The following is a 24,778-nucleotide window of genomic DNA, read 5'->3' as shown; positions in this document are numbered from 1 at the left end:
ACATTAAGGACATCTTTACGGCTTCCGGTCCAATCTGACCACGTCAAATGGGTCAAGGCACAGACATGCGCACCTCAAAATTCGCCGACATTCCGCCGGGGACGGACAATCCTTTGAATGCCGCCGTGTCCGCGCGGGACAAGGGCACGTTGCATATGGTGTCCGAAGCGGTGCGACATAGCCAGACTTTGCTGGCGTTCCAGCCGATTGTGATCACCCACAGCCGTCAGGTCGGGTTCTACGAGGGGCTGATCCGTATTATGGACGATACCGGCCGGGTTATCCCGGCCAAGGATTTCATGCCCGTGGTCGAAAAAACCGAACTGGGGCGGGAAATTGATACGCTGGCGTTGAACATGGGCCTGCGGACGTTGGCGGAAAACCCGTCGGTCCGCCTTTCCATCAATATGTCCGCCCGCTCAATCGGGTATCAGAACTGGATGAAAACGCTGAACCGCTGGCTCAAGCGGGACAGGACATTGGGTGAGCGATTGATCCTTGAGATCACGGAAAGCTCGGCCATGGACCAGCCCGAACTGGTGATCGACTTCATGGATCGGCTGAGCCAGCAGGGCATCTGCTTTGCGCTAGACGACTTTGGCGCGGGCTATACCGCGCTGCGCTATCTCAAGGATTTCTATTTCGACATCCTCAAGATCGACATGCAGTTCTGCCACGGAATCGCCGACGACCCCGACATCCGCGCGCTGACCAAGGCGATGCTGGGCATCGGGCACCATTTCGACATGCTGGTCGTGGGCGAAGGGTTGGAACGTGCCGAAGACGTGGCCGTTATGGCGGAACTTGGCACCGATTGTTTGCAAGGCTATTACTTTGACGCACCGACCGTGCGTCCCAACTGGATGTTCGGTGAGCGGCGGACCGCTCAAACCGTTCAAGCGCGTGCCTGAGACACCGTGTCTCTTTGAGGCTCGTTAAAGAATCCTTTAAGCGACACGCGACGCGGGGATTCTGGGGCCCGCACGTCCATCATGTGCAGTCTCGGATGACCCTCTCGCGCAACCGAACAGAGGATCTGACCTTATGACAAATGTTGTCATCGCTTCTGCTGCCCGGACTGCCGTAGGCAGCTTTGGCGGCTCATTCGCAAACACACCCGCACATGACCTTGGCAAAACCGTGCTTGAAGCGGTCGTTGAGCGCGCCGGGATCGACAAGGGCGAAGTGTCCGAAACCATCCTGGGCCAGGTCCTGACGGCCGCCCAAGGTCAGAACCCTGCCCGTCAGGCCCACATCAACGCGGGCCTGCCCAAAGAAGCCGCGGCATGGTCGATCAATCAGGTCTGTGGCTCCGGTCTGCGCGCCGTGGCGCTTGGTGCACAGCACATCCAACTGGGTGATGCCGACATCGTCGCCGCCGGTGGTCAGGAAAACATGACGCTCAGCCCTCATGCCGCCGCCCTGCGGGCCGGTCACAAGATGGGCGACATGCAGTATATCGACACGATGATCCGCGACGGTCTGTGGGACGCCTTCAACGGCTATCACATGGGCCAAACGGCAGAGAATGTTGCCGATCAGTGGCAGATCACCCGCGACATGCAGGACGAGTTCGCTGTCGGATCGCAGAACAAGGCCGAAGCCGCCCAAAAGGCTGGCAAGTTTGCCGACGAGATCACCGCCTTCACCGTCAAGACCCGCAAGGGCGACATCGTGGTGGACAGCGATGAATACATCCGCCACGGTGCCAACCTCGAAGCGATGGCCAAAATGCGCCCCGCTTTTGCCAAAGACGGGTCGGTCACGGCCGCCAACGCATCCGGCCTGAACGACGGCGCGGCAGGTGCACTGCTGATGTCCGCAGCCAACGCCGAAAAGCGCGGGATTGAGCCGCTGGCACGCATCGCATCCTACGCAACGGCCGGTCTGGACCCGTCCGTGATGGGCGTCGGCCCAATCTATGCAAGCCGCAAGGCACTGGAAAAGGCGGGCTGGTCCGTCGATGACCTCGATCTGGTCGAAGCCAATGAAGCCTTTGCCGCGCAAGCCTGCGCTGTGAACAAGGACATGGGCTGGAACCCCGAGATCGTGAACGTGAACGGCGGCGCCATCGCCATCGGTCACCCCATCGGCGCGTCCGGCGCGCGGGTGCTCAACACCCTCCTGTTCGAAATGAAGCGGCGCGATGCGAAAAAAGGCCTCGCCACGCTTTGCATCGGTGGCGGCATGGGCGTTGCCATGTGCCTTGAGCGCGACTGAGCCGAACCACGGCGGTGCCCAACGGCACCGCCACCCTAAATCCACCCCACATTCCCGCTAAAATACCCTCGGACTGCGTAATAAAGTTGCGCAATCCGGGGATATGAGCGAAACAATATGACATACATCCCAAAGGAGTTCACCCCATGTCCCGTGTAGCACTTGTCACCGGCGGTTCCCGCGGCATCGGCGAGGCCATTTCTAAGGCCCTCAAAGACGCAGGCTATTCCGTTGCGGCCACCTATGCCGGCAACGACGAAGCCGCCGCGAAGTTCACCGATGAAACCGGCATCAAGACCTACAAGTGGAACGTCGCCGATTACGACGAATCCAAAGCCGGGATCGAACAGGTCGAAGCGGACCTTGGCCCCATTGACGTGGTCGTGGCCAATGCGGGCATCACCCGCGACGCGCCGTTCCACAAAATGACGCCCGAGCAGTGGCATCAAGTCATCGACACAAACCTGACCGGCGTATTCAACACCGTCCACCCGGTCTGGCCCGGTATGCGCGAGCGCAAATTTGGCCGCGTCATCGTGATCTCTTCGATCAACGGCCAAAAGGGTCAGTTTGCCCAAGTGAACTATGCCGCAACCAAGGCGGGTGATCTTGGCATCGTGAAGTCACTGGCTCAAGAAGGCGCGCGCGCAGGCATCACCGCCAATGCGATCTGCCCCGGCTATATCGGCACCGACATGGTGATGGCCGTCCCCGAGAAAGTACGCGAGAGCATCATTGCGCAAATCCCGGCAGGCCGCTTGGGTGAACCCGAAGAGATTGCGCGCTGCGTCGTGTTCCTCGCATCGGATGATTCCGGGTTTATCAACGGCTCGACAATTTCCGCCAACGGCGCGCAGTTCTTCGTCTGACGCGCAATTCCTTGCGTGGCATGTGACCGCCCAGAAACACAAAAAGGGCCGGTGCAGATTGCACCGGCCCTTTTCGTATCCCGTAAGATGGCGCGCGCCCATCAGCGGGAAGTCTTTGTCCCAAACAGCCAGCCCCATGCGTCGGCCAGTGCCGCGCCGCGTTCGGCGTGGGCTTTGACCATTGCGTTGCGGATGGTGGGGTTTGCAGATGTCTCGAACATGGCGTGTCTCCGGTGTGCTGGTGTGTGTCGTCTTGCGATCAATATGGCTGCCACCGCCGTTTCCGACAAACGAGACTTTTCAGCGCCTCAGTTAAGTTGTACTTAAGCGACTATGTCAGATCGCCTTCCACCGCTCACCGCTTTGCGCGCCTTCGATGCCGCCGCACGGCACATGTCTTTTGCCAAGGCTGCGGAGGAGTTGCACGTGACCCCTGCCGCGCTCAGCTTTCAGATCAAGTCGCTCGAAGAGCATTTGGGCACACAGGTCTTTCGCCGTTTGAACCGCGCGGTTGAGTTGACCGAGTCGGGCAAGGCGTTGGCCCCGGGCGTGGCGGATGGGTTTCAAACCCTTGCCGCTGCATGGCGGTCGGCGGAACGGGTGCAGGATAATCAGACACTTACGGTGACGGCTGGGCCCGCTTTTACCGCGAAATGGATGGCGCCGCGCCTGTTCGAATTTGCGCAGGCGCATCCGGATGTGGAATTGCGCTTTGCTGCGAGCCTCAAGATGATGGACCTTGCCCGCGATGGCATCGACGTGGCGATCCGCTTTGGTCACGGCAACGAAGAGGATCATTACGTGCTGCCCCTTGCCGAAGAATGGGTCTGCCCGGTGATGACACCCGAAATGGCGACCCGGTTTCCGACGTTGGACAGCCTCGTTGACGCACCGCTGGTGTTTGATGACAGTATCAGTTTTCTCATCCCACCTGCGGACTGGACAACGTGGTTCCGGGTTATGGGCGTGGACCACAGCGCGACGCATGGACTGCGGTTCAGTCAGGCAGACCACGCGGTGGACGCCGCTCTTGCCGGGGTGGGTGTTGCCCTTGGCCGCCGGTCGCTGGTGGTCAAGGATCTGGACGACGGGCGGCTTGTCGCGCCGTTTCCGACTGCGCTGAAAACCGGTGTCCGGTTTCGCTTTCTCTGCGCCAAAGGTGCCGAAGAGAGGCCGCATATCGCGGCTTTCCGCGACTGGGTTGTCGCAGAGATCAGTAAGACCGGCCATATCACCGACGGAATGACATTGGTGGACGTTTCAGAATGACGCAGACCCGTGCGACATGGCTCGGTTTTGTTGCGATATTGCTGTGGGGGGTGCTGGCGCTGCTGACGGTGGGTGCAGCGCCGACGCCGCCCTTTTTGCTGAACGCCATTTGCTTTGCGGTGGGGGGCACGCTTGGGCTGATCTGGATGGGGGCAACCGGCGCGCTGACTACGCTGCGCGCGGTGCCGCTGCGGGTTTATGCGTTTGGCACCTTGGGTCTGTTTGGCTATCACGCCCTTTACTTTTCCGCGTTGCGCTTGGCGCCCGCGGCCGAAGCCAGCCTGATCGCATATCTGTGGCCCCTTCTGATCGTCGTGTTTTCCGGGTTGCTGCCGGGCGAGCGGCTGCGTGGGGGGCATGTGGCGGGCGCCTTGGTGGGATTTGCCGGAGCCGCGTTGATTGTCACCGGCGGCGGCGCGGGTTTTCAGGCGGACGCCCTGCCGGGCTACCTGCTGGCGGCGGCCTGCGCCCTGACATGGTCTGGGTATTCGGTGACGTCACGCGCCTTTGGCGCGGTGCCGACCGCGTCGGTCGCGGTGTTTTGTCTGGCCAGTGCGGCGCTGTCCGTGCCGCTGCATGTGATGCTGGAAGAACCGGTATGGCCTGACACAACACTGGCCTGGACCAGCGCGCTGCTGCTAGGTCTGGGCCCCGTGGGGGCCGCGTTCTACGTCTGGGACATCGGCGTGAAGCGCGGCGATATCCAACTGCTCGGAACAGCATCCTATGCTGCGCCGCTCTTGTCGACGATCGTATTGGTGCTGGCTGGCGTCGCACAAGCCACGTGGTCACTTGCCCTCGCCGCCGTGTTGATCACGGCAGGGGCACTGTTGGCGGCGCGCGCCAGCCTAAGGCGTCACGACTAGCCCGACAGGCGCGTGATTTCTTCTTTCAGCTTCAGTTTTTGTTTTTTCATCGCCGCGATCTCGATCTGATCTATCGCGGGGGAGCGTTGGGCCACGTCGACCTGTTCGCTCAGGGATTGGTGCTTCTTTTTCAACTCTTCGAGATGGGCGGTGACGCTCATGCGGGTCCTCCTTGCTGATAAAGTGCCCCGTCAGCGAACCACAACTTGACGCGCAAGTCACGCCGCAGGCGCAGCATGTGGACAACTCAACACATACAACTTTAACGAAAGCTTAAGAGAACAAAGACACCCCGTCCCGTAAAACCGCTTGTATCTCAGCGGTGTAGTCGTCCCCGTCACGTTCATGGCGCGGTGCTGCGTGCAAAATGACTGGCGCGTGCAGGCAAAAAGGCGCGCGCCCGTCCTTGCGTGCCCGCAGAATCACCAGTTCTGCCGCTTTTCCACGCCGCGGACAAATTGGCCACAGCTCGATACTGCCCAGACGCGGTTGCGTCGCCGCCAGCAGGTCCGGCACCCGTTCGGCCCTGTGGATCATGTGCATATACCCCTTTGGCTTCAGCCTGCGGGCCGCCACATCAACCCAATCCAAGAGCGGCGTGTCGATCCCAAGCGCCCCTTCGCGCCCCAAATCTGCCGCCTCGCGTCCCGCGCTGCGGTCAAAATATGGCGGGTTGGCCAGCACATGATCAAAGCTCTGTTGCTTGATCGGTTCGGGCAGATCCGCCAGATCGGCTGTCACAACGTCAAGCCCGTTGCGCGCGGCAAGCTGCGCGTAATCTGCCTGCCGCTCCACCCCCGTCAGCACAAGCCCGGGCACACGCGCGCCCAGACACAAAGCCGCAGCGCCCGCCCCGCATCCCAGATCAAGCACGCTTTGGCCTGCACGGGCCGGAACAGAGGCCGCCAGCAGCACCGGATCTACCCCTGCCCGATACCCCCGGCGCGGCTGCCACAGGTGCAGCCGTCCGCCCAGAAAGGCGTCGTGGGTCAGGTCATCGTCCAAGGTCGATCTCGTTGTCGGTTATCACCTTGAGCGCGTCGTCATAATCGTCCGCATGGACCATCAGACGGCGCGGAAAAATTCCGATGCCACCTTCGAGGATGCTCATGTTTACGTCCATCTGAAAGCAGTCTATATCCTCGCCCTCAAGAAGGGCGGAGGCAAAGGCGATGATCGTCGGGTCAGTGCTGCGCAAAAGTTCCTTCATATCATGGATGTAGGGGCAATATGGCCTACTTGTCGAGTGGGCATCGGGGATGGCAATGGACGCGTCTGCAATCGCAAAACCACATGACCGGCTGGCAACCTATCTGGCCGACGACCTAGAGGCCGTGAACGGCCTGATCCGGACCAAGATGGCGTCGAAACACGCCCCGCGCATTCCGGAGGTGACGCAGCATCTGGTCGAGGCGGGCGGCAAGCGCCTGCGCCCGATGCTGACACTCGCTGCAGCACGTATGTGCGGTTATGACGGTCCGTTTCACGTACACCTCGCAGCGACGGTTGAGTTCATTCACACCGCAACCCTGCTGCATGACGATGTGGTCGACGAAAGCGCGCAACGCCGCGGGCGGCCTACGGCCAACCTGCTGTGGGACAACAAATCTTCGGTGCTGGTGGGGGACTACCTGTTTTCCCGGTCGTTCCAGCTGATGACCGAGACGGGCAATATGGAGGTGCTGCGCATCCTGTCGGACGCCTCTGCCACCATCGCAGAAGGCGAAGTGCTGCAACTGACAGCGGCGCAGGATTTGGCCACGGACGAAGGCATTTACCTACAGGTGATCCGGGGCAAGACGGCGGCGCTGTTTTCCGCCGCGACTGAGGTGGGCGGCGTGATCGCCGGGGCCGAAGAGGCGCAGGTGCGCGCGCTGTTTGACTATGGCGACGCACTCGGCATTGCGTTCCAGATCGTGGACGATCTGCTGGACTATCAGGGACAGTCGGCGGCAACGGGCAAAAATGTGGGCGACGATTTCCGCGAGCGCAAGCTGACGCTGCCGGTGATCCGTGCGGTGGCTCTGGCCGATGCCGAAGAACGCGCGTTCTGGTCCCGCACCATCGAGCGCGGCAAGCAGGACGACGGCGATCTTGACCACGCGCTGCGCCTCTTGGCCAAGCACGACGCGCTGACCTACACCAAGGACAGTGCAATTGGCTGGGCTTCCAAGGCCAAGGCGGCGCTTGACCCGCTGCCCGGTCACGCGCTCAAGGACATGCTGCTGGATCTGGCCGACTACGTCGTCGAACGGATCAACTGAGCGCGCAAGCGCGCACCCACCAGTCCGGGTGAACGCCCGCAAGGTCTTTTGCCGCCAATTCGGCCTGGCCTTTGTTCTGGAACAGGGCAAAGCAGGTGGCACCCGACCCTGACATGCGCACAACGCCACCGCAGGCGACCTTGGTCAGCGCCTTGAGAACGTCCGCGATAACGGGTTGCGCCGAGACTGCGGGCGCTTCCAGATCATTCCGCTGATCCCGGAGCCATTGAACGAAAGCGCCCGCTGTCTGCGCGGTCGGCAGCGTCGACATCGCGGGGTTATCCTTGTGCGTCAGGGCCGCAAAGACGCGCGGTGTGGGGACGTGGACGCCGGGATTCACAAGCACTGCATGAAGCTGCGGCAGACCATCTACCGGGCGGATCACCTCGCCAATCCCGGACATGCGCGCCGCGCGCCCGTGCAGGCACACAGGCACGTCGGCCCCGAGGGCGCTGGCGTCTCCGGCAAAGTTCGCCGCGCGCAACAGCGCCGCCGCGTCCGAAGACCCCCCGCCGATTCCGGCCCCGTGCGGCAAGTGTTTTTCCAAGTCGATATGGCCGGTCCAACGGGCATGAATTGCCGCCTGCCACACCAGATTTCGGTGATCTGACGGCACGCCATCGGACAGGGGCCCGGTCACACTCATGCTCAATTGGGATGCAGGCGTCAGACGCAGGGTGTCGCCGACATCAGCAAACATGACCAAACTGTCGAGCAGGTGATACCCATCCGCCCGTTGGCCGGTCACATGCAGTGTCAGATTGATCTTTGCCGGGGCAAAGACCTCAGGCGTCGTCATCCGCCACCCGAAGCGGCTCTGCCCCTTCTTCGTCCAGCACGACGTCAAGACCCACCTCAAGCTTGCGCCGAATGCGGTCGGGCTGCGCGTCTCCGGGGTTTTCCTCGTCGACAAAGGATAGTGCGCGCATCCACTGGAACTCTGCCTCGCGCGTGCGGCCCACGGCCCAGTAAACGTCGCCAAGGTGGTCATTGACCACCGGGTCCACGGGCATCAGTTCGACGGCCCGCTCCATATGTTCGACCGCCTCATCGTAACGGCCAAGGCGGTAAAGCACCCAGCCCAGACTGTCGACAATGTATCCTGAATCCGGGCTGGCCGCGACCGCCTGTTCGATCATCGACAGCGCCTCGTCGAGGTTGATCTGCATTTCGACCATCGAATAACCAAGGTAATTCAGCACCTGCGGCTGGCCGGGGTTCAGTTCCAGTGCCTTGCGGAAATCTGCTTCGGCTTTGGGCCAATCCTTGTTGCGCTCGTGACAGATTGCGCGGGCATAGTGCAGGAACCATGTCCCACGCGCCGCCTCGTCGGTCAGCGCAATGGCGCGGTCATAAGCGGGGATCGCCTCGTCGAACCGGTCCTGTTGGCGCAGCACGTCCCCGAGTGTGGAATGCACGATGCTGAGGTTCGGATAGCGTTTGGCCAGCTGTTCCAGCACCTCGATGGCGGCGTCGGGCTTGCCCGATTGGCGCAGCGCGGATGCGCGCCCCAGCTCGGCCGCGTGATAGGCCGGGTGGTCGGTCGACATCTGTTTGTAGGCGGCATTGGCCAGTTCGTACTGGCCCAGCGAATCAAGGAGTTCCGCATTGAGCAGAAGCGCGTCCACGTGATCCGGCCGCAGGTGCCGCGCGACGCGGCCATAGAGCAGCGTGTAATCCGCGCCCGCCTCGGACCGCAGCGCGCCCGCCACGGAATAGAACACTTCGGCGGCGCCGTCGCGGGCGGAGGTGATATGGGTAAAGGGCACGGTATCACCCGCCTCCAACGCATCGACCAGGATGCGCAGTTCGGGATCGCGAGAGGCGCCAAAGGCCTGTTCGATTGCCGCCAGCGCATCTTCGTTGCGGCCCAGTTGCGACAGGATCTCTGCCCGTGCCATGGCGCCACGCCGGGTCTCTTGCAGGGGGCCGGTGCCGTCGCCTGCAAACACCGCTTCTGCGGCCTCAAAGTCCCCCACGGACGCCAGCGCCATGGCCTTGTGGTACATGGAAAAACCTTGCAGCCCGCGCTCTTCGGCGAGCGCGTCAAACGTGGCCAGCGCGGCGGGGCGATTTCCGGCCCCGATCAGGGCCCATGCCTCAAGAAGACCGTCCACCAGCGGCCCAATGCCTTGCGCCTCGACATCGCGGGCGAGGAACGTGGCATAGTCTTCGCGGGCAAGCAGGTCGGCGATGACAACCAGATGCGCGATCTGGCTGCGGTGGCCCTGTTCCTCCATCAGCCTGGCGATGGGCAGCGCGCGTTCCACACGCCCCATGGCCAGTTGCGCCGCAATTGCGTCGCCCATCAGTTCGGCGTTTCCGGGATCGGCGGCCAGCGCCTGCGTCAGATAGCGTGCAGCGGCTGCAAAATCGCTGTCCATCGCGGCCTGTCGTCCGGCGAGGTAGTCCCCGGCCAGCGATTGGGCAGATGCGGGCGACGCCAGTGACAAGGCAACGGCCAGCGCCGCTGTGGTGGACAAAAGGTGACGGATCAAGCGCTCGGACCTCGGTTCGGGATCATATGTCCCGAAAGCTAGCAGCTTACGCGCTCAGCGCAACGCACGCTCGCGAAAAGGTCATGAAAAAGCACCCCGCCGCCGGGCAGGGTGCCGTCCCGGATCACATATTGGGGTAATTCGGCCCATCGCCGCCCTGTGGCGTGGTCCATGTGATGTTCTGCGCCGGGTCCTTGATATCGCAGGTCTTGCAATGCACGCAGTTCTGGAAGTTGATGACAAAGCGCGTGTCCTTGCCCTCTTCTTCCACGAACTCGTAGACACCCGCCGGGCAGTAGCGCGCCGAAGGCCCGGCATATTTGGGCAGGTTCTGTGCAACCGGGATGCTGTCATCGGCCAGCCGCAGGTGCGCGGGCTGGCTTTCTTCGTGATTGGTAAAGCTGAAGGACACGTTGGTCAGCCGGTCGAATGACAGTTTGCCATCAGGTTTGGGATAGTCGATGGGCTTGTGCTTGGACGCCTCTTCGGTCGCCTCGGCGTCGTTCTTGCCATGACCCAGCGTGCCCAGCAGCGAAAAGCCCAGCGTGTTGCACCACATGTCGAACCCGCCGATGGCAAGCGATGCGGTGAGACCGTATTTCGACCACAGGGGTTTGACGTTGCGCACCTTCTTGAGGTCTGCGCCAATCGCGCCTCCTCGCACTTCGGCCTCATAGGCCGAAAGCTCGTCGGCACTGCGCCCGTCCTTGATCGCGGCGTGTGCCGCCTCCGCCGCCGCCATGCCGGACAGCATCGCATTGTGGTTGCCCTTGATCCGCGGGACGTTGACCATACCGACCGAACAGCCCAGCAGGGCCACACCGGGCGCCACCATCTTGGGCATCGACTGGAAACCGCCTTCGGAGATCGCGCGTGCGCCATAAGCCACGCGTTTGCCCCCCTCAAGCAGATCGGCCACCATCGGGTGATGTTTGAAGCGCTGGAATTCCATGTAAGGGAACAGGTGCGGGTTTTTGTAGTTCAGGTGGACAACGAAACCCACGTAAACCTGATTGTTCTCAAGGTGATAGATGAACGATCCACCACCTGCATTCCCGCCCAGCGGCCAGCCCATCGTGTGGGTCACGGACCCTTCGCGGTGCTTGGCTGGATCGATCTCCCAGATTTCTTTCATGCCAAGGCCGTATTTCTGCGGCTCCTTGCCGTCGCTCAGCCCGTATTTTGCGATGACTTCTTTGGACAAAGACCCGCGCACCCCTTCGGACAGGAACACGTATTTGCCGTGCAACTCCATCCCCGGTTCGGTGTTTTCACCAATCGAACCGTCCGCCTCTAGACCAAAGACGCCCGCCACAACGCCCTTTACCTCGCCAGTGTCACCATAGACCAGTTCCGAACACGCCATGCCGGGGAAAATCTCGACACCCAACGCTTCGGCCTGTTCGGCCATCCAGCGGCAGACATTGCCCATCGACACGATGTAATTGCCGTGGTTGTTCATCAGCGGCGGCATGGGGAAGTTCGGGATCTTCAGCTTGCCCGCCTCGCCCAGCATATAAAAGTTGTCCTCGACCACCGGCACGTTCAGCGGCGCGCCCTTCTCTTCCCAGTCGGGGATCAGTTTGTTCAGGCCCACCGGGTCCAGCACCGCGCCCGACAGGATGTGCGCCCCAACCTCTGAGCCTTTTTCCATTACAACGACGTTCAGGTCGGCATCTAGCTGCTTCAGCCGGATCGCAGCGCTCAGACCCGCAGGCCCTGCCCCGACGATGACGACATCGTATTCCATCGCTTCGCGTTCAATCTCGGCCATGGTGGCTGCTCCCCTTTTTCCTCACGTGGCTGTCGTGACAGCCTTGGCTAGCGCACAGATAATATGTTCGCAACTTCGTGCATCGCCGCCGTGAAAAAATCCAGCGAATATTCACGAAACGACGAGACGTTATTTCGCAACAGGTCGATCTCCGAGCAAATAGCGCGGCCCTGCACCCCTTTTGGCGGCTGAGTCAGCGGGATTATAAAGCTTGCAGGCCTCAAGGCTCAGGCATCCACAGCCGATGCACCCATCCAACGTGTCGCGCATCCGCTCCAACTCGGCGATGCGGTCATTGAGTTGGTCGCGAAACGTGCCGCTGATCCGCGTCCAGTCAGCCTTGTTGGGCGCCCGGTGGCGCGGCAGACGGTCCAGTTCGACTTTGATCTGCGCAAGAGTAAAGCCAAAGCGCTGCGCAACCATGACAAAACTCAGCCGCCGCAGATCGCTGCGCTGGTACCGCCGACGCCCGCCCGCGTTGCGCCACGGCGCAACCAGCCCCTCGTCTTCGTAATAGCGGATCGCTGACACGGCGAGGCCCGTCCGGTCCGCCATTTCGCCAATACTCAAACCCTCAAATGCCATGTGCAAAAAACCTCTTGACCTCAAGTGAACTTGAGGTCCGACGATGCCCCCGTGAGACGCAAAAGGAAAGCCCATGAGGAAAGGACCCCCCGATGCCAGCACTTCTCGAACACACCAACCTGACCGTTTCGGACCCCGACGCCACCGCCAAATGGATGTGCGACCTCTTTGGGTGGCATATCCGGTGGGCCGGAGCCGCGATGGCGGGCGGGCGCACCGTCCACGTGGGGACCGACGCGCTCTATCTGGCGCTTTACACGCCCGGCGCGCCAAACGCTCCGAATGACGACAATTACAACACTGTCGGCGGTCTCAACCACCTCGCGGTGGTGACGGATGACATCGACGCGATGGAAGCTGCGGTCAAGGCGCAGGGCTTCACCCCCGGCAATCACGGCGACTACGAACCGGGCCGCCGCTTCTATTTCCACGATAGCGACAATATCGAATACGAAGTGGTGCAATATGACTGACCCCTTCTTCTCTTGACCAAATACTCCGGGGGAGGCGCTCCGCGCCGGGGGCAGAGCCCCAAATCCCCTTGCAATCCATCGCCCCATTGGGTCAGGTAAACCCCGAATGTATGTCGAGGCGGCTCCGGTTCGGGGCCGCCTGCCCTGTTTGGACGTTGCCGATGGAAAAGATCCCGATGACCCGCGCGGGCGCAAATGCGCTCGAAGCCGAACTGAAACAGCTCAAAAGCGAAGAGCGTCCGGCCATCATCAAGGCCATCGCCGAGGCGCGCGAGCATGGCGACCTGTCGGAAAACGCCGAATACCATTCGGCGCGCGAAAAACAGTCCTTCATCGAAGGGCGCATCAAGGAATTGGAAGGCGTGCTGGGACTGGCCGAAGTCATCGACCCGTCCAAACTGTCCGGCGCCATCAAATTCGGCGCAACCGTCACGCTGGTGGACGAGGATACCGATGCCGAAAAGACATGGCAGATCGTCGGCGAATACGAGGCCAATGTCGAAGCAGGCCTTTTGAACATAAAATCGCCCATCGCACGGGCGCTTATCGGCAAAGAAGAGGGCGACAGCATCGAGGTGCGCACACCGGGTGGTGAAAAGTCCTATGAAGTGCTGAAAATCAGCTATAGCTGACCCGATGGCAGACCAAACCAATCCAGAACCGCGGCCCCAGTCGCGCCCAACTCCGTTGGGCATCTACGACAAGCCCAAACATGATCGTGTGTCGGGGATCGAGATCGTGGCGATGATCCTGTCAGGCCTGTGGCTTGTCGGGGCGCTGGCGTTTTTTCTGACCGGTTCGAACAACGGCACCGACACAGACGGTATGCGGTTCCTTGTTACCATGCTGGCCGTATTCATGCCCGTGGCGATGATCTGGGTGGCTGCAACCGCGGCCAAGTCCAGCCGTGTCATGCGCGAGGAAAGCCAGCGCTTGCAAACCGCCATCGATGCCATCCGACAGGCGTATATTGCGCAGCAACAGGGCCGCGATATTTCGGCTGAACCATCCGTGTCGCGGAAACTGGACGAGATTGCCGCCGCCGCCCGCAAGACCGAAACGGCGCTCGCAACATTCCAGACCCGCCGCGAGGCCGAAGCACCCCGCGCCGCCACCCCCACCGCCGAAGCACCCGCGGCGGATGACCAGCCTGCTCTGGCTCTCGGCACATCCGCCGAGGAAATCGCCCCGCCCGTCGACACGCAGGATTTCATCCGCGCGCTGAACTTTCCGGAAACCGCCGAAGACGAGGAAGGCTTCGCCGCCCTGCGCAAGGCTATGAAGGACCGCGAGACCGCGCAGCTCATTCAGGCCAGCCAGGACATCCTCACCCTGCTCAGCCAGGACGGTATCTACATGGATGACCTGCGCCCCGACCGGGCACGGCCCGAGATCTGGCGTCAGTTCGCCAGCGGCATACGCGGGCGCCCAGTCGCGGCGTTGGGTGGCATTCGGGACCGGTCGTCACTTGCCCTGTCGGCAGGCCGGATGAAGCAGGACCCTATCTTTCGCGACGCCGCACATCATTTCCTGCGCCGGTTCGACAAGACGATTTCGGCCTTTGCCGAACGCGCCTCCGACGCCGACCTGACAGCGCTTGGAGACACGCGCACGGCACGCGCATTCATGCTGCTTGGTCGCGTGGCCGGAACATTCGACTAGCTCTGGTCTGGACACCTGGCCTTGCCCGACACTTCCCCCGAACGCAGAATTGGACGACACGTTGCGCATGGCGTCAAATTACTAAAATTCTACAACGTCCGCCGGGCGGACGCTTCCGACATTCGATTTTGAACCTTTGCTGACGCAGCATTCGTTTGCACGTGCAGCGCGACTGCCAGTGCGGCGCCGCATATATCTCTGAATCAGCCGTTGCTTTGGTCCGATCATCGCAGCTACGGGTCTTTTGACCACTGTCTGGAACAGCTAAAGCTGACTGATTGTTCCAATCTTGAGAAGATGAAAATGACGGCGGTTCACTCTGTCGATCATCAGTCGATAGGCCAGCAGTCGTCGTGCTCTGGAACGGTTGCGATAGAGCGGGATGGAGTGGTCGCCGGCAGGTTCATTGCGGGCGTCATGATGGTCTATACCCCCAGCTATTTGCCCAAATGCTTCGTCTTTGATGTTGATGGCAGGGCTCGCTAGATCATCAATTTGTGCCACCGGGAAGACAACGGACCAGCTGCACATAGCAAGTTTGGCCACCGCAGAGTTATGCACGACAAACCATTGCCGAAGCTGTCGATGCGCTGCCATCCCCCCCTTAATCTGCTCTTCGGTCCAAGGATGCGAGATTTTCTGTGGCGTCAGCCTGTTTGCTAACCCGGTAAGGAAACCACGTTGGATGTCTTTGGAGGTCCGTAAAAAAATGATAGGGGCCGGGCATCCTGCTGCGTGGCACAAAGCTAGCAACAATGTCACTTTCGTATTGCGTTGACCCATCTCTGTTTCGCTGGTTTGGACGCCGGCACAAAATCTCCTTTCGCCGGCACGCCAAAAATGGATGCCATCGCTGACAAACATGAACAGGCGCGTATTCGCTTTATTTTCAATGCTTTCGGCCAGTCCTGCAATCGATCTATCACCTCGCAGAATGAGGGATTGACCGTGATCAACGTTTGACTGCGGCTCGGCCATAAACTGGGCCTGAAGAACCTTTCGTCCGGGCATCCGCAGATTCTGAACTTGATGTCATCCCGTCAGATTTGTGCCCTGCACTTATGCAATTGCCCGGTTGAGGATGTTTGTGAGGATACGCTTATGACACGACACAAGCCCTGCTATGGGACAATGTTCCATGACAGTCTGCACTTCGCCGTTAATGATGACATGCAAGGCAAGGTCTTTTCATTTGAACTGGATACCGCGGGGCTAGCGCGGTCCGAAAGGAGCATTCGGACCAACATTGCCGAATGGGACGATTGTATTGCCTGCCCGGAGTTTGATCACTGTTACAAGCTTTGTATGGCAAAGCTGGCTCTGGAGTCGGCGATTTCAGACAAATGACGTGATCACCTGCCGTTCCCACGGTGTCTCGCAAAGCGTCATCATCCCGTTTGGTGATGCAATGCGTTCAGGTTCAGCCAGTCTCACGCGTACTGACTTAGATCATGTGCTCCATCTTCAGTTTCTCTAGACGGCAAGAAACAACGGGATTGACCTAATAAGGAAGCGACCCTTTGGGAGAACTTTTTACCTGGCTAAATGACCAGTTGCTGCGGATGCAGTGGCTCTCGGATTTTGTCACATGGGTCCTGGCGGATGGTTTCGGCCTAGACATGACCAGTCGCGTCGCTGGCAGTGTTCATTTCTTCATCTATGACGTGATCAAGATCTTCATTCTCCTGTCGGTTTTGATTTTCTCCATTTCCTACGTGCAAAGCTATTTCCCGCCTGAACGCACCCGTCGCATTCTCGGTCAGCGACAGGGCTTAGGCGCAAATACACTTGCTGCTTTGCTGGGAACCCTCACGCCATTTTGCTCGTGTTCGTCCATTCCCTTGTTCATCGGGTTCACCAGCGCTGGCCTTCCGCTTTCCGTGACGTTTTCCTTTCTGATCTCCTCGCCATTGGTCGATCTTGCGTCGGTGATCCTGCTTGCCAGTATCTTCAATTGGACGATAGCGCTGAGCTATGTGGTTGTCGGCCTGATCCTCGCAGTTTTTGGCGGCACTTTGATCGGATATCTGAGGCTCGAAAAACAGGTAGAGGGTTTCGTCTTTCAAAGCCCTGTCAGCGATCACGACAATGATGGTCAGATCAGTCGCCGGGAACGTCTGGCCTACGCGCGAGATCAGGTCTCAGACATCGTTCATCGGGTTTGGCTGTATGTCTTGGTTGGTGTTGGAATAGGGGCTGCGATCCACAATTGGATCCCCGAAAGCTTCATTGCGGCCACGTTAGGTCAGGACAGATGGTGGTCAGTCTTCGTTGCGACGATTGCTGGAGTTCCGATGTACGCAGACATTTTCGGCACGTTGCCGATCGCAGAAGCACTTGTGCAAAAGGGCGTCGGCGTCGGTACGGCACTCGCGTTCATGATGTCGGTTACGGCGCTTTCCTTGCCATCGATGATCATGCTTAAGCGTGTCGTGAAGCTGCCCTTGCTAGCCATATTTATCGGGATCGTGACCGTTGGCATCATTGTGATTGGCTACCTCTTTAACAGCGCAACCCACCTGCTCATTTGAACCGGAGAAATGTCATGCACATCAAAATTTTGGGATCAGGCTGCCAGAAATGTTTGGCTTTGGCAGACAATGCGAGGGCGGCCGCGAAGGCGGCCGGCATCGACGTTGAGATTGAGAAGGTCACGGACGTTGTTGCCATTGCCGGCTATGGCGTGATGTCAACGCCGGGGCTGGTCATTGATGAAAAGGTCGTTTCATCGGGGCGCGTCTTGACTGCCGCTGAGGTTGAAGCCCTGCTGACACGTGTTTAGGGTCCAGACCCTCTTTTGTTTGTTTTGAGTGGTATAAAACCAACTCATTGCGCTTTCCCTTGGCGCAGGGGACGCAAGATATGCGGGGTGACCCAGGTACCTGAAATCGGGCCATTGAGGTGTTTGTGATCCGTCCAAGCAATGGATGGACACTGAAAAGCAGACGATCGGCCGAACGGATCATTGGAACGATCAAAGAATTTGAGGCAGGCGTGAAGGCGCAGGCGCCGTGCCGGACAAATCGGATCAGCGACGCCATTTATTAACAAACGCAAAGCCAAGTTTGGCGGCATGAACGTGTCGGATGCGAAGAAGCGGCGGAAGCCCTCCGCCGTGTTGCTGGCAGAGTGCATTTCCCGTCAGTGAGCCTTTCGGAAGACTACGTTGTCGTCACCGTCGGCCCAAGAGTTGCGGATGTGTACGTCCCTGAGTGACGCGGTCGCGGCAAGTTTGTTGCTACGATCCTACGCCGCGATGGCTCTCATGCTCTTCTAAGGGCTCGAAGCTGGCCTTCCTGTCGGTCTTGGCATGAAACCCAACCCATCTACGCTTCGTCTTTGCGGGCCTCGGCGTCCTGTTTGAGCCGAGTCATGAACGCCACCGAAATATGATCGCGCAGTGCCGTGCCCGCGGCCTCTTCGTCCTTGGCTTCGATGGCGGACACGATAGCGTTGTGTTCGCTTTGCGCGATCTCGCCCCGGCCCACTGCCGCCAGCGACGTGGTCGCCATCAGCGCCATGGTGCGGTACACAAGGTCCAGTTGCTGCACCAGATAACGGTTGTGCGACGCGAGATGCACCTGTTTGTGAAACCGCCGGTTGGCGCGGCTCAGCGCGGGTGGATCATCGACCAGCGCGTTGTCCTCTTCGACCATGTCGCGCAGGATGCGCACCTCTTCCTGAGTGGCATGGCGGGCGGCGAGGCTGGCGGCCAGCCCCTCCAGTTCACGCCGCACGACATAAAGTTCGGACATCTGGTTGTGATCCAGTGAGGCCACAATCAGGCTGCGCCCGTCGCGCGCCAGCAAGGATTGGGTCTCAAGACGTTGCAGCGCCTCGCGCACCGGGGTACGCGACACGCCAAACCGGTCGGCCAGTTCGCTTTCGACCAACCGGTCGCCGGGACGGTAGGTCCCGATGTCGATGGCATCGAGGATCATCGAATATGCGTCTGTATTGACGGGACGTTGCGAGGCCATGACACGCCTTTCCTCATTTGATCCCAACACACTAGGCCCGTGCGCGCGCGTCGCGCAAGCCCTCAGGCTTGCCCCCGCCGCCCAAACCGGCCTATGCACCCGCCCATGACACAATCGTCCGTACCCTGCCCCGTTGCCGCCGATTTCGACCATGTGCGGGCGTGGGTCTTTGACCTTGACCACACGCTATACCCGCCGCACATGCGTCTGTTTGACCAGATCGAAGCACGGATGACGGCCTATGTGGTGCAAACGCTTGGCGTGACCGAAGCCGAGGCGGACCGGCTGCGCGACCACTATTGGCGCACGCATGGCACGACGCTCGCCGGACTGATGCAGGAACACGGGATTGACCCTGACCCGTACCTTGTGGCGGTCCACGACATTTCGATGCACCCGCTGTCGCCCGACCCCGACCTAGCCGCGCAGATCGGCAATCTGCCGGGGCGACGCATTGTCTATACCAATGGCAGCGCGCCCTATGCCCGCCGCGTGCTTGAGGCGCGGGGCCTGTCAGGCCTGTTTGACGCGGTGTACGGTGTTGAGCACGCAAATTACCGGCCCAAACCGCAGGCCGATGCCTTTGCCGAGGTGTTTGCCCGCGATCAGCTTGATCCCGCCGTCGGCGCGATGTTCGAGGATGATCCGCGCAACCTTGCCGCGCCGCACGACATGGGGATGCGCACGGTCCATGTGGCAGACGCGCCGCACAGTGCCGATCACATTCACCATCACACCGATGATCTGGCCGCGTTTTTGAGCCGCGTGTTGGGGTAGGACAGGATGCCGCTTTGGCAGTGGCGCGGGGCCGCCTAGATTGATCGTTATGACAGACAGATGTGACATCCTCATCTCGGGCGGCGGTATCGCCGGGCTGGCGGCGGCCGCGGCCTTTGGCACCGCAGGGTATTCGGTGATCTGCGTCGATCCGGCCCCCCCGATCACCGACCGCGATACCGACGGCGCTGACATGCGGACGACTGCGATGCTCCAGCCTGCGCGCGACGTATTGCAAGCCGCAGGGGTGTGGGATGCGCTGGCACCGCACGGGGCGGCGTTGGAGGTGATGCAGATCGTGGACGCGGGCGGCACCGATGGCACCGCGCGCACAGCCAAGGCGTTCCGCGCGTCGGACGTGTCCGATCTGCCCTTTGGCTGGAATTTTCAGAACTGGCGTCTGCGGCAGGTTCTGGTGGCGCGGCTTGCTGCACTCGACAATGTCGATTTTCGCCCCGGAACAGGGGCGGAGACATTGCTGACCCGCACCGCCGAGGCCCGCGTGGGTCTGAGCGATGGCAGCCCTGTGCGGGCCAAGCTGGTCATTGCCGCTGATGGGCGCAATTCGCCGATGCGGGAGGCGGCAGGCATTGCGGTACAGACGCGCCGCTATGGTCAAAAGGCGCTCGCCTTTGCCGTAACGCACCCGGAACCACACCAGAATATTTCGACCGAGGTACATCAAACCGGCGGCCCCTTTACGCTTGTACCGCTGCCCGATCATCAGGGACACCCCTGTTCGGCTGTGGTCTGGATGGATGACGGGTCAAAGACACTGGCCCGCCACACCGCTGCCATCGACGCGTTCGAAGAAGAGATGACGGCACGCAGTTGCGGTGTTCTGGGGCCGCTGCGCTTGGCCTCGCCGCGGTCGATCTGGCCGATCATCAGCCAGCAGGCAGAACGGTTCAGCGGTGAGCGCATAGCGCTTGTGGCCGAAGCGGCCCATGTGGTGCCCCCCATCGGCGCACAGGGGCTGAACATGAGCCTCGCAGATATCCAGACCCTGCTCGACCTTGCACAGGCACAGCCCGACGCGTTGGGAGGTGCGGACATGCTCGACGCCTATCATAAGGCAAGGTTTGGCGACGTCAGCCTGCGGGTGGCCGGGATCGACCTGCTTAACCGGACAAGTCAGGCGTCCTCGCCGTGGATGCGCGGTGCACGGGCCTTTGGGGTCCGGGCCTTGCATGACGTTGCGCCTGTGCGGCGAACGCTGATGCAGTTGGGGCTGGGCACACGGCGCGCGGGGTGAACTGACCTGATGGTCACAGAACGCGGCCACCCGGCCCTCCGGGGGGGATTTTTTGGGGACAGAGACGGGGACGCGCAGCGCCCGGTCGGCCTAACCGGTGCGTCTGAAGGTCAGGTAATGTGGCACGCGGCCCTCGCGCAATGCCTTTTGTTCGTAACGGGTTGAAATCCAGTCGGGCCACGCTGTGCGCCAGTCTTGCGGCCCTTCGGCCAGCCACTCGAACCCGGCCTTTGGCACTTCTTCCAGCGTTTGGCGGACGTAGTCGGGAATATCTGTGGCCACGCGGAATTCTGCCCCCGGTTTCAGGACGCGCGCCAATGGTTCGAGATGTTCGGGCGTGACGAACCTGCGCCGGTGGTGGCGTTTTTTGGGCCACGGGTCGGGATATAGCAGGAACGCCCTGGAGATGCTGGCCGCGGGCAGAACATCCATCAGATCACGCGCATCACCGGGGTGGACAGCCAGATGATCCGCGCCCGCGCGGCGGATCTTGCCCAACAGCATCGCCACGCCGTTGATATAGGGTTCCGCCCCGATGATCCCGACCTGCGGATTCGACACGGCCTGATGCACCATATGTTCACCGCCGCCAAACCCCACTTCGAGCCACACATCCCGGTCGCCGAACAGCGCGTTTAGGTCAAGCGGTGTGCGGTCGGGATTTTCGTCCCACGTGACAGAACCGGGCGACAGGGCCGCCAGATCTTCGTCGATGTAGCGTTTCTGGCTGTCCTTGAGGGGTTTGCCCTTGAGGCGGCCATAGAAGTTGCGGTGGGGTCGGGTGCTCATGGCGCGGGGCTTTAGCCTGTGGGGCGGGCGGGCGCAATGGAGCGTGCAAGGACAAAGCGGACGCGGGCAGCAATCGGTGCGCGCGGCAGGTGGGCGATGCGGTAGCCGAGCAGCGGCAGGGCGGCGCAGATGCGGTCATGTTCGGCGACCGCGTCACCAAAGCTGTGGCGGCGGTCCGCATCGCGGGCATACAGCCGCGGCCATGGTGGCGCCACGAACACCGTGCGGGCATAAGCGGGCTCGGGCCTCAAGGTCTGGTGCAACGGCGCGGCGTGCAGGCGGTCCAGAGCCACGGCAGCATCCACAACGCCGCGATCAAAGAACACACATCCCCGCAGATGCCGGGCCTTGCCCAGATCGGCCGTTGCCATGGCCAGTGCGTGCCGGGCAAAGGCCTTCGGATCCTCCCACGGGAAAACCGCCTGCCCGCGCCGCGCCCGTGCCACGATCCGCCGTCCCGGCTCCGGCATGGTGGCGTAACCGCGTGCGGCAAGGGCCGCGAGCAGTGTTGACTTGCCACCGCCCGAACACCCCGTGATGAGAACGAAGCGCATTGCGGGCCTACCCGTCGCGGGCCTGATCCAGATAGATGCGCAGTTCGGTCAGCACCGGCTTGATTGCGATCAGCTTGTCCATGTCGAACTCCTTCGCCATGTGCGCCAGATCAGGACCGAGGCTGGCGATGACATCCGCCCGCAGCGCGCGCCCGGCCTCCGTCAGCCACACCCGCTTGGAACGCCCGTCTTCCGGATTGGCGCGGGTTTCGATCAGCCCGTGTGCCTCCAGCCCCTTGATCGTATGGGTCATCGACGTCTTGGGCAGCTGAAACGCGCGGGCCATTTCCATCGGGGTGCGCCCATCCTGCACACGTGTCAGGTGATTGAGCACCGTAAAATGTGGAGCGATCAACCCATGCGGCAAACGGGCCTCCAGCAAGGCCCGGCTAAGCTGTTCGATAATCCCGATCTCGTTGAACACTTCGAAGAATAGGGCGGGGCTGTGGTCAGGCATTCACAATCTTTGCGTCCAGTGGCCAGCGCGGGCTTTGACCCATTTCCGGGCCGTATCCGATCCGGGCAAACATTTGCACAGTTCCCCCGTCCGGCGCCAGTGCGGCGTGAATGTCTGCATAGAGCGTCGCCATCTCCGGATACTCCTGAAGTGCCTGACTGAGCGGTTGCAGGCCCAGCCCGGCCCCCGTCGCCGCAAGGTTGAGGCGCAGCCAGTCCCGTCCGGCGGCGATCTGGTCAGCGCGGCTGTTGCCTGCGGTCACCTGCCACAGATGACCCATCGCCGTGTCTGTGTTCGCAAAGACCGCATCAAGCCCGCCTTGAAAGGCCAGCGACGATTGATCAAGCGCCGCCTCGCGGGAGAACATGCCCGTGAGCGCCATCGCCTCGAACATGGGACCACTAAAGTCGATGCCGTCCGGGTTGGCGTTCACCTCCCGGTGGCCAATGCGAAACAGGTCGACGCTTTCTTTGTAGGTGTGCGGTGTTTCAATCTCGATCCGCAGCGCCCCATGAGACAGGGCGCGGAAGCGGGCGATGTCATCCTCCGCGACGGAGCCACCCACGGTGGTGCCGTGCGCCGCATCCAGCACAGTCGCAAGCGTGGCCGGCGTCACGGTACGCGTGGTGTCAAAAGGTTCCTTGAGCGACCGGCGCGCCATAACGTGTTCAAAGAGCGGATCGGGGGAACCTGCCCCGGCAGCAAAGCGCGCCACGGCGACCCGCCGCTGATCCAGGCCGTCAGGGTCTGCACCGTCGGGAAACAGGTCGAGTGTGACGCCATAGCCATCCTGACCGGCGGCCATCACCATCAGTTCGAGAAAGCAGCCCAGACCGATGACGATCTGCCGGTTGAACGGGTCAGTGTGCGGCAACAGGCGGTTGGTATCCACCCGCAGCGTCACCTCACCATCCCGGCGCAAGTCCACCAGCCACGGCTGGCGGTTGTGCGGGTTGGGGGCAAGGATCGCATAGCTGAGCGCACGCATCCGCGGGTCGGCATACTGGCCTGCCTGCGTCCAGGGACGCAGCGCGGCTTCCGGCGTGCGGGTCACCGCAAACCCGGCGGCACCGGTCGCGGCAAGGATTGTGCCGCCCCCAATCAGGGCAAGCGTTTTGCGTCGGGATAGGGTCATTGATAGCTCCATTAAGTGCAACTTCGTACTTTATTTGGGCATATAGTACGACTTCGTACTTAACAAGTGCAATATCGAACTTTATGGCTGCGTCGAAAAGGTTGATTGCCGTGAAACGTGGATATTGGTAACTAAACCTTACCAATATGAGAGATTTGCCATGCCCGTCATCACCAACATCGAAGACCTCAAACGCATCTACGAGCGACGCGTACCGCGTATGTTCTACGATTATTGCGAATCCGGCAGCTGGACCGAGCAGACATTCCGCGACAACTCGTCAGACTTTGATGATATCCGCCTGCGCCAGCGCGTGGCGGTGGACATGTCGGGCCGGTCGACCGCCAGCCAGATGATCGGACAGGATGTGGCGATGCCGGTGGCTCTGGCCCCTGTGGGGCTGACCGGGATGCAGCACGCGGATGGTGAGATGAAGGCTGCGCGGGCGGCGGAACTGTTTGGCGTGCCATTCACGCTGTCGACCATGTCGATCAATTCGATTGAGGACGTGGCCGGGCATACCTCTGCGCCGTTCTGGTTCCAGCTATATACGATGAAGGATTTGGACTATACCCGCCGCCTGATCGAACGGGCCAAGGCGGCGGGCTGTTCGGCGCTGGTGATCACGCTTGATCTGCAGATCCTTGGGCAGCGGCACAAGGATCTGAAGAACGGCCTCTCGGCCCCGCCCAAGCTGACGCCCAAGACCATCGCGAATTTGATGACGAAATGGTCTTGGGGCATCGAGATGCTGAGCGCCAAGCGGCGCGAGTTCGGCAATATCGTGGGCCATGTGGACGGGATCAGCGACGCCTCTTCCCTTGGCGCGTGGACGGCCGAGCAATTCGACCCATCGCTGGACTGGAAGAAGATCGAGAAGCTGATGGACCAATGGGGCGGCAAGGTGATCCTGAAGGGGATTCTGGATGCCGAGGATGCGCGGATGGCCGCCAAGCTGGGCGCGGACGCGATTGTGGTGTCCAACCATGGCGGGCGGCAACTGGACGGTGCGCTCAGTTCGATCCGGATGCTGCCCGAGATCATGGATGCCGTGGGCGATCAGGTCGAAGTGCATCTCGACAGTGGTATCCGGTCGGGTCAGGACGTGCTGAAGGCGTTGGCGCTGGGGGCCAAGGGCACCTATATCGGGCGCGCCTTTGTCTATGGGCTGGGCGCTATGGGTCAGAAAGGCGTCACCGCAGCGCTTGAGGTCATCCACAAGGAGCTGGACACGACTATGGCGCTCTGCGGCGAGACTAAGGTTGCCGATCTGGGGCGGCACAACGTGTTGGTGCCCGAAGGTTTCGGCGGGCGTTGGCAGAACTGAGCAGGGATTTCGCCGCACTTGCGC

28 protein-coding genes are annotated in these 24,778 nt (G+C 61.2%); 15 read left to right on the top strand and 13 right to left on the bottom strand.

The features are described from left to right. The first annotated feature begins 65 nt into the window (after positions 1–65). The 5 genes from Q1A85_RS16500 to Q1A85_RS16480 all read left to right on the top strand — a co-directional run bounded on the left by Q1A85_RS16500 (position 66) and on the right by Q1A85_RS16480 (position 5,224). The gene (locus Q1A85_RS16500; RefSeq protein ID WP_299691852.1) at positions 66–911 is read left to right on the top strand and encodes an EAL domain-containing protein; all 846 of its coding nucleotides are present in this window, start codon (positions 66–68) and stop codon (positions 909–911) included. A 133-nt stretch (positions 912–1,044) separates the two neighbouring features. Beyond that, positions 1,045–2,220 carry an acetyl-CoA C-acetyltransferase gene (locus tag Q1A85_RS16495; RefSeq protein WP_299691849.1) on the top strand — a complete coding sequence of 392 codons (1,176 nt, stop codon included), beginning with the start codon at positions 1,045–1,047 and terminating at the stop codon, positions 2,218–2,220. 146 nt (positions 2,221–2,366) lie between these two features. Then, on the top strand, positions 2,367–3,089 hold the full coding sequence (phbB, locus tag Q1A85_RS16490) for an acetoacetyl-CoA reductase (protein WP_299691846.1): 723 nt from the start codon (positions 2,367–2,369) through the stop codon (positions 3,087–3,089). 333 nt (positions 3,090–3,422) lie between these two features. Next, positions 3,423–4,358, top strand: a complete 936-nt coding sequence (locus Q1A85_RS16485) for a transcriptional regulator GcvA (protein ID WP_299691840.1) — start codon at positions 3,423–3,425, stop codon at positions 4,356–4,358. Continuing rightward, positions 4,355–5,224: an EamA family transporter gene (locus tag Q1A85_RS16480; RefSeq protein ID WP_299691836.1), complete on the top strand. Its 870-nt coding sequence runs from the start codon at positions 4,355–4,357 to the stop codon at positions 5,222–5,224. The genes Q1A85_RS16485 and Q1A85_RS16480 overlap by 4 nt, the downstream gene beginning before the upstream one ends. Here Q1A85_RS16480 and Q1A85_RS16475 read toward each other — a convergent pair. The 3 genes from Q1A85_RS16475 to Q1A85_RS16465 form a co-directional block, all read right to left on the bottom strand. Continuing rightward, complete coding sequence (locus tag Q1A85_RS16475; protein ID WP_299691833.1) at positions 5,221–5,385, bottom strand: DUF465 domain-containing protein; 165 nt, start codon at positions 5,383–5,385, stop codon at positions 5,221–5,223. The genes Q1A85_RS16480 and Q1A85_RS16475 overlap by 4 nt on opposite strands. Positions 5,386–5,497: 112 nt before the next feature. Next, positions 5,498–6,229, bottom strand: a complete 732-nt coding sequence (locus tag Q1A85_RS16470; RefSeq protein WP_299691828.1) for a methyltransferase — start codon at positions 6,227–6,229, stop codon at positions 5,498–5,500. After that, positions 6,219–6,434: a DUF2007 domain-containing protein gene (locus Q1A85_RS16465; RefSeq protein ID WP_299691826.1), complete on the bottom strand. Its 216-nt coding sequence runs from the start codon at positions 6,432–6,434 to the stop codon at positions 6,219–6,221. Before Q1A85_RS16465 ends, Q1A85_RS16470 begins: the two co-directional genes overlap by 11 nt. Positions 6,435–6,483: 49 nt before the next feature. Between Q1A85_RS16465 and Q1A85_RS16460 the strand changes: the two genes are divergently transcribed. Further along, positions 6,484–7,488, top strand: coding sequence for a polyprenyl synthetase family protein (locus Q1A85_RS16460; protein ID WP_299691823.1), 1,005 nt, complete (start codon positions 6,484–6,486; stop codon positions 7,486–7,488). Here the strand turns inward: Q1A85_RS16460 and Q1A85_RS16455 are convergent. From Q1A85_RS16455 to soxR, 4 genes are all read right to left on the bottom strand, one after another. Further along, a complete protein-coding gene (locus tag Q1A85_RS16455) occupies positions 7,481–8,287 on the bottom strand; it encodes a 4-(cytidine 5'-diphospho)-2-C-methyl-D-erythritol kinase (protein ID WP_299691821.1) in 807 nt (268 codons plus the stop codon). The two genes, Q1A85_RS16460 and Q1A85_RS16455, sit on opposite strands and share 8 nt — an antisense overlap. Next, positions 8,274–9,983, bottom strand: a complete 1,710-nt coding sequence (locus Q1A85_RS16450; RefSeq protein WP_299692287.1) for a tetratricopeptide repeat protein — start codon at positions 9,981–9,983, stop codon at positions 8,274–8,276. The genes Q1A85_RS16455 and Q1A85_RS16450 overlap by 14 nt, the downstream gene beginning before the upstream one ends. 127 nt (positions 9,984–10,110) lie before the next feature. Next, positions 10,111–11,760 (bottom strand): electron transfer flavoprotein-ubiquinone oxidoreductase, encoded by a 1,650-nt coding sequence (locus Q1A85_RS16445; protein WP_299691819.1) that lies wholly within the window; start codon positions 11,758–11,760, stop codon positions 10,111–10,113. Between the two features lie 129 nt (positions 11,761–11,889). After that, complete coding sequence (gene soxR / locus Q1A85_RS16440) at positions 11,890–12,345, bottom strand: redox-sensitive transcriptional activator SoxR (RefSeq protein WP_299691817.1); 456 nt, start codon at positions 12,343–12,345, stop codon at positions 11,890–11,892. A 92-nt stretch (positions 12,346–12,437) separates the two neighbouring features. Here soxR and Q1A85_RS16435 point away from each other — a divergent pair, with 92 nt between their 5' ends. From Q1A85_RS16435 to Q1A85_RS16425, 3 genes are all read left to right on the top strand, one after another. Further along, positions 12,438–12,818, top strand: coding sequence for a VOC family protein (locus tag Q1A85_RS16435; protein ID WP_299691815.1), 381 nt, complete (start codon positions 12,438–12,440; stop codon positions 12,816–12,818). Positions 12,819–12,979: 161 nt separating this feature from the next. Next, on the top strand, positions 12,980–13,450 hold the full coding sequence (gene greA, locus Q1A85_RS16430; protein WP_299691813.1) for a transcription elongation factor GreA: 471 nt from the start codon (positions 12,980–12,982) through the stop codon (positions 13,448–13,450). Positions 13,451–13,454: 4 nt separating this feature from the next. After that, positions 13,455–14,480: a hypothetical protein gene (locus tag Q1A85_RS16425; RefSeq protein WP_299691811.1), complete on the top strand. Its 1,026-nt coding sequence runs from the start codon at positions 13,455–13,457 to the stop codon at positions 14,478–14,480. Between the two features lie 264 nt (positions 14,481–14,744). Here the strand turns inward: Q1A85_RS16425 and Q1A85_RS16420 are convergent, their stop codons facing one another. Further along, entirely contained in the window at positions 14,745–15,458 is a 714-nt protein-coding gene (locus tag Q1A85_RS16420) for a hypothetical protein (RefSeq protein WP_299691809.1), read from the bottom strand. A gap of 153 nt (positions 15,459–15,611) precedes the next feature. Here Q1A85_RS16420 and Q1A85_RS16415 point away from each other — a divergent pair, with 153 nt between their 5' ends. From Q1A85_RS16415 to Q1A85_RS16405, 3 genes are all read left to right on the top strand, one after another. Continuing rightward, positions 15,612–15,827, top strand: coding sequence for a hypothetical protein (locus Q1A85_RS16415; protein ID WP_299691807.1), 216 nt, complete (start codon positions 15,612–15,614; stop codon positions 15,825–15,827). Between the two features lie 173 nt (positions 15,828–16,000). Further along, the gene (locus Q1A85_RS16410) at positions 16,001–17,011 is read left to right on the top strand and encodes a permease (protein WP_299691805.1); all 1,011 of its coding nucleotides are present in this window, start codon (positions 16,001–16,003) and stop codon (positions 17,009–17,011) included. Positions 17,012–17,025: 14 nt separating this feature from the next. Next, a complete protein-coding gene (locus Q1A85_RS16405; protein ID WP_299691803.1) occupies positions 17,026–17,262 on the top strand; it encodes a thioredoxin family protein in 237 nt (78 codons plus the stop codon). 544 nt (positions 17,263–17,806) lie between these two features. Here the strand turns inward: Q1A85_RS16405 and Q1A85_RS16400 are convergent. After that, on the bottom strand, positions 17,807–18,460 hold the full coding sequence (locus tag Q1A85_RS16400; protein ID WP_299691800.1) for a GntR family transcriptional regulator: 654 nt from the start codon (positions 18,458–18,460) through the stop codon (positions 17,807–17,809). A gap of 105 nt (positions 18,461–18,565) precedes the next feature. Here Q1A85_RS16400 and Q1A85_RS16395 point away from each other — a divergent pair, with 105 nt between their 5' ends. Next, positions 18,566–19,237, top strand: coding sequence for a pyrimidine 5'-nucleotidase (locus Q1A85_RS16395; RefSeq protein ID WP_299691798.1), 672 nt, complete (start codon positions 18,566–18,568; stop codon positions 19,235–19,237). 49 nt (positions 19,238–19,286) lie between these two features. Continuing rightward, a complete protein-coding gene (locus tag Q1A85_RS16390) occupies positions 19,287–20,492 on the top strand; it encodes a UbiH/UbiF family hydroxylase (RefSeq protein ID WP_299691796.1) in 1,206 nt (401 codons plus the stop codon). A gap of 90 nt (positions 20,493–20,582) precedes the next feature. Here Q1A85_RS16390 and Q1A85_RS16385 read toward each other — a convergent pair whose 3' ends face one another. The 4 genes from Q1A85_RS16385 to Q1A85_RS16370 are packed head-to-tail and all read right to left on the bottom strand — an operon-like array spanning position 20,583 to position 23,427. After that, the gene (locus tag Q1A85_RS16385; protein WP_299691794.1) at positions 20,583–21,281 is read right to left on the bottom strand and encodes a tRNA (guanine(46)-N(7))-methyltransferase TrmB; all 699 of its coding nucleotides are present in this window, start codon (positions 21,279–21,281) and stop codon (positions 20,583–20,585) included. An 11-nt stretch (positions 21,282–21,292) separates the two neighbouring features. Next, on the bottom strand, positions 21,293–21,835 hold the full coding sequence (locus Q1A85_RS16380; protein WP_299691792.1) for an AAA family ATPase: 543 nt from the start codon (positions 21,833–21,835) through the stop codon (positions 21,293–21,295). 7 nt (positions 21,836–21,842) lie between these two features. Then, positions 21,843–22,292 carry a MarR family transcriptional regulator gene (locus Q1A85_RS16375; RefSeq protein ID WP_299691790.1) on the bottom strand — a complete coding sequence of 150 codons (450 nt, stop codon included), beginning with the start codon at positions 22,290–22,292 and terminating at the stop codon, positions 21,843–21,845. Continuing rightward, complete coding sequence (locus Q1A85_RS16370; RefSeq protein ID WP_299691787.1) at positions 22,285–23,427, bottom strand: twin-arginine translocation pathway signal protein; 1,143 nt, start codon at positions 23,425–23,427, stop codon at positions 22,285–22,287. Before Q1A85_RS16370 ends, Q1A85_RS16375 begins: the two co-directional genes overlap by 8 nt. Before the next feature lie 160 nt (positions 23,428–23,587). Between Q1A85_RS16370 and Q1A85_RS16365 the strand changes: the two genes are divergently transcribed. Further along, on the top strand, positions 23,588–24,754 hold the full coding sequence (locus Q1A85_RS16365; RefSeq protein ID WP_299691784.1) for an alpha-hydroxy acid oxidase: 1,167 nt from the start codon (positions 23,588–23,590) through the stop codon (positions 24,752–24,754). Positions 24,755–24,778: the final 24 nt, after the last annotated feature.

The organism is uncultured Tateyamaria sp., assembly GCF_947503385.1.
Taxonomy (GTDB): Bacteria; Pseudomonadota; Alphaproteobacteria; order Rhodobacterales; family Rhodobacteraceae; genus Tateyamaria.
Note: the sequence above shows the minus strand (reverse complement) of the source record. Positions and strands in the feature narration are given on the sequence as shown.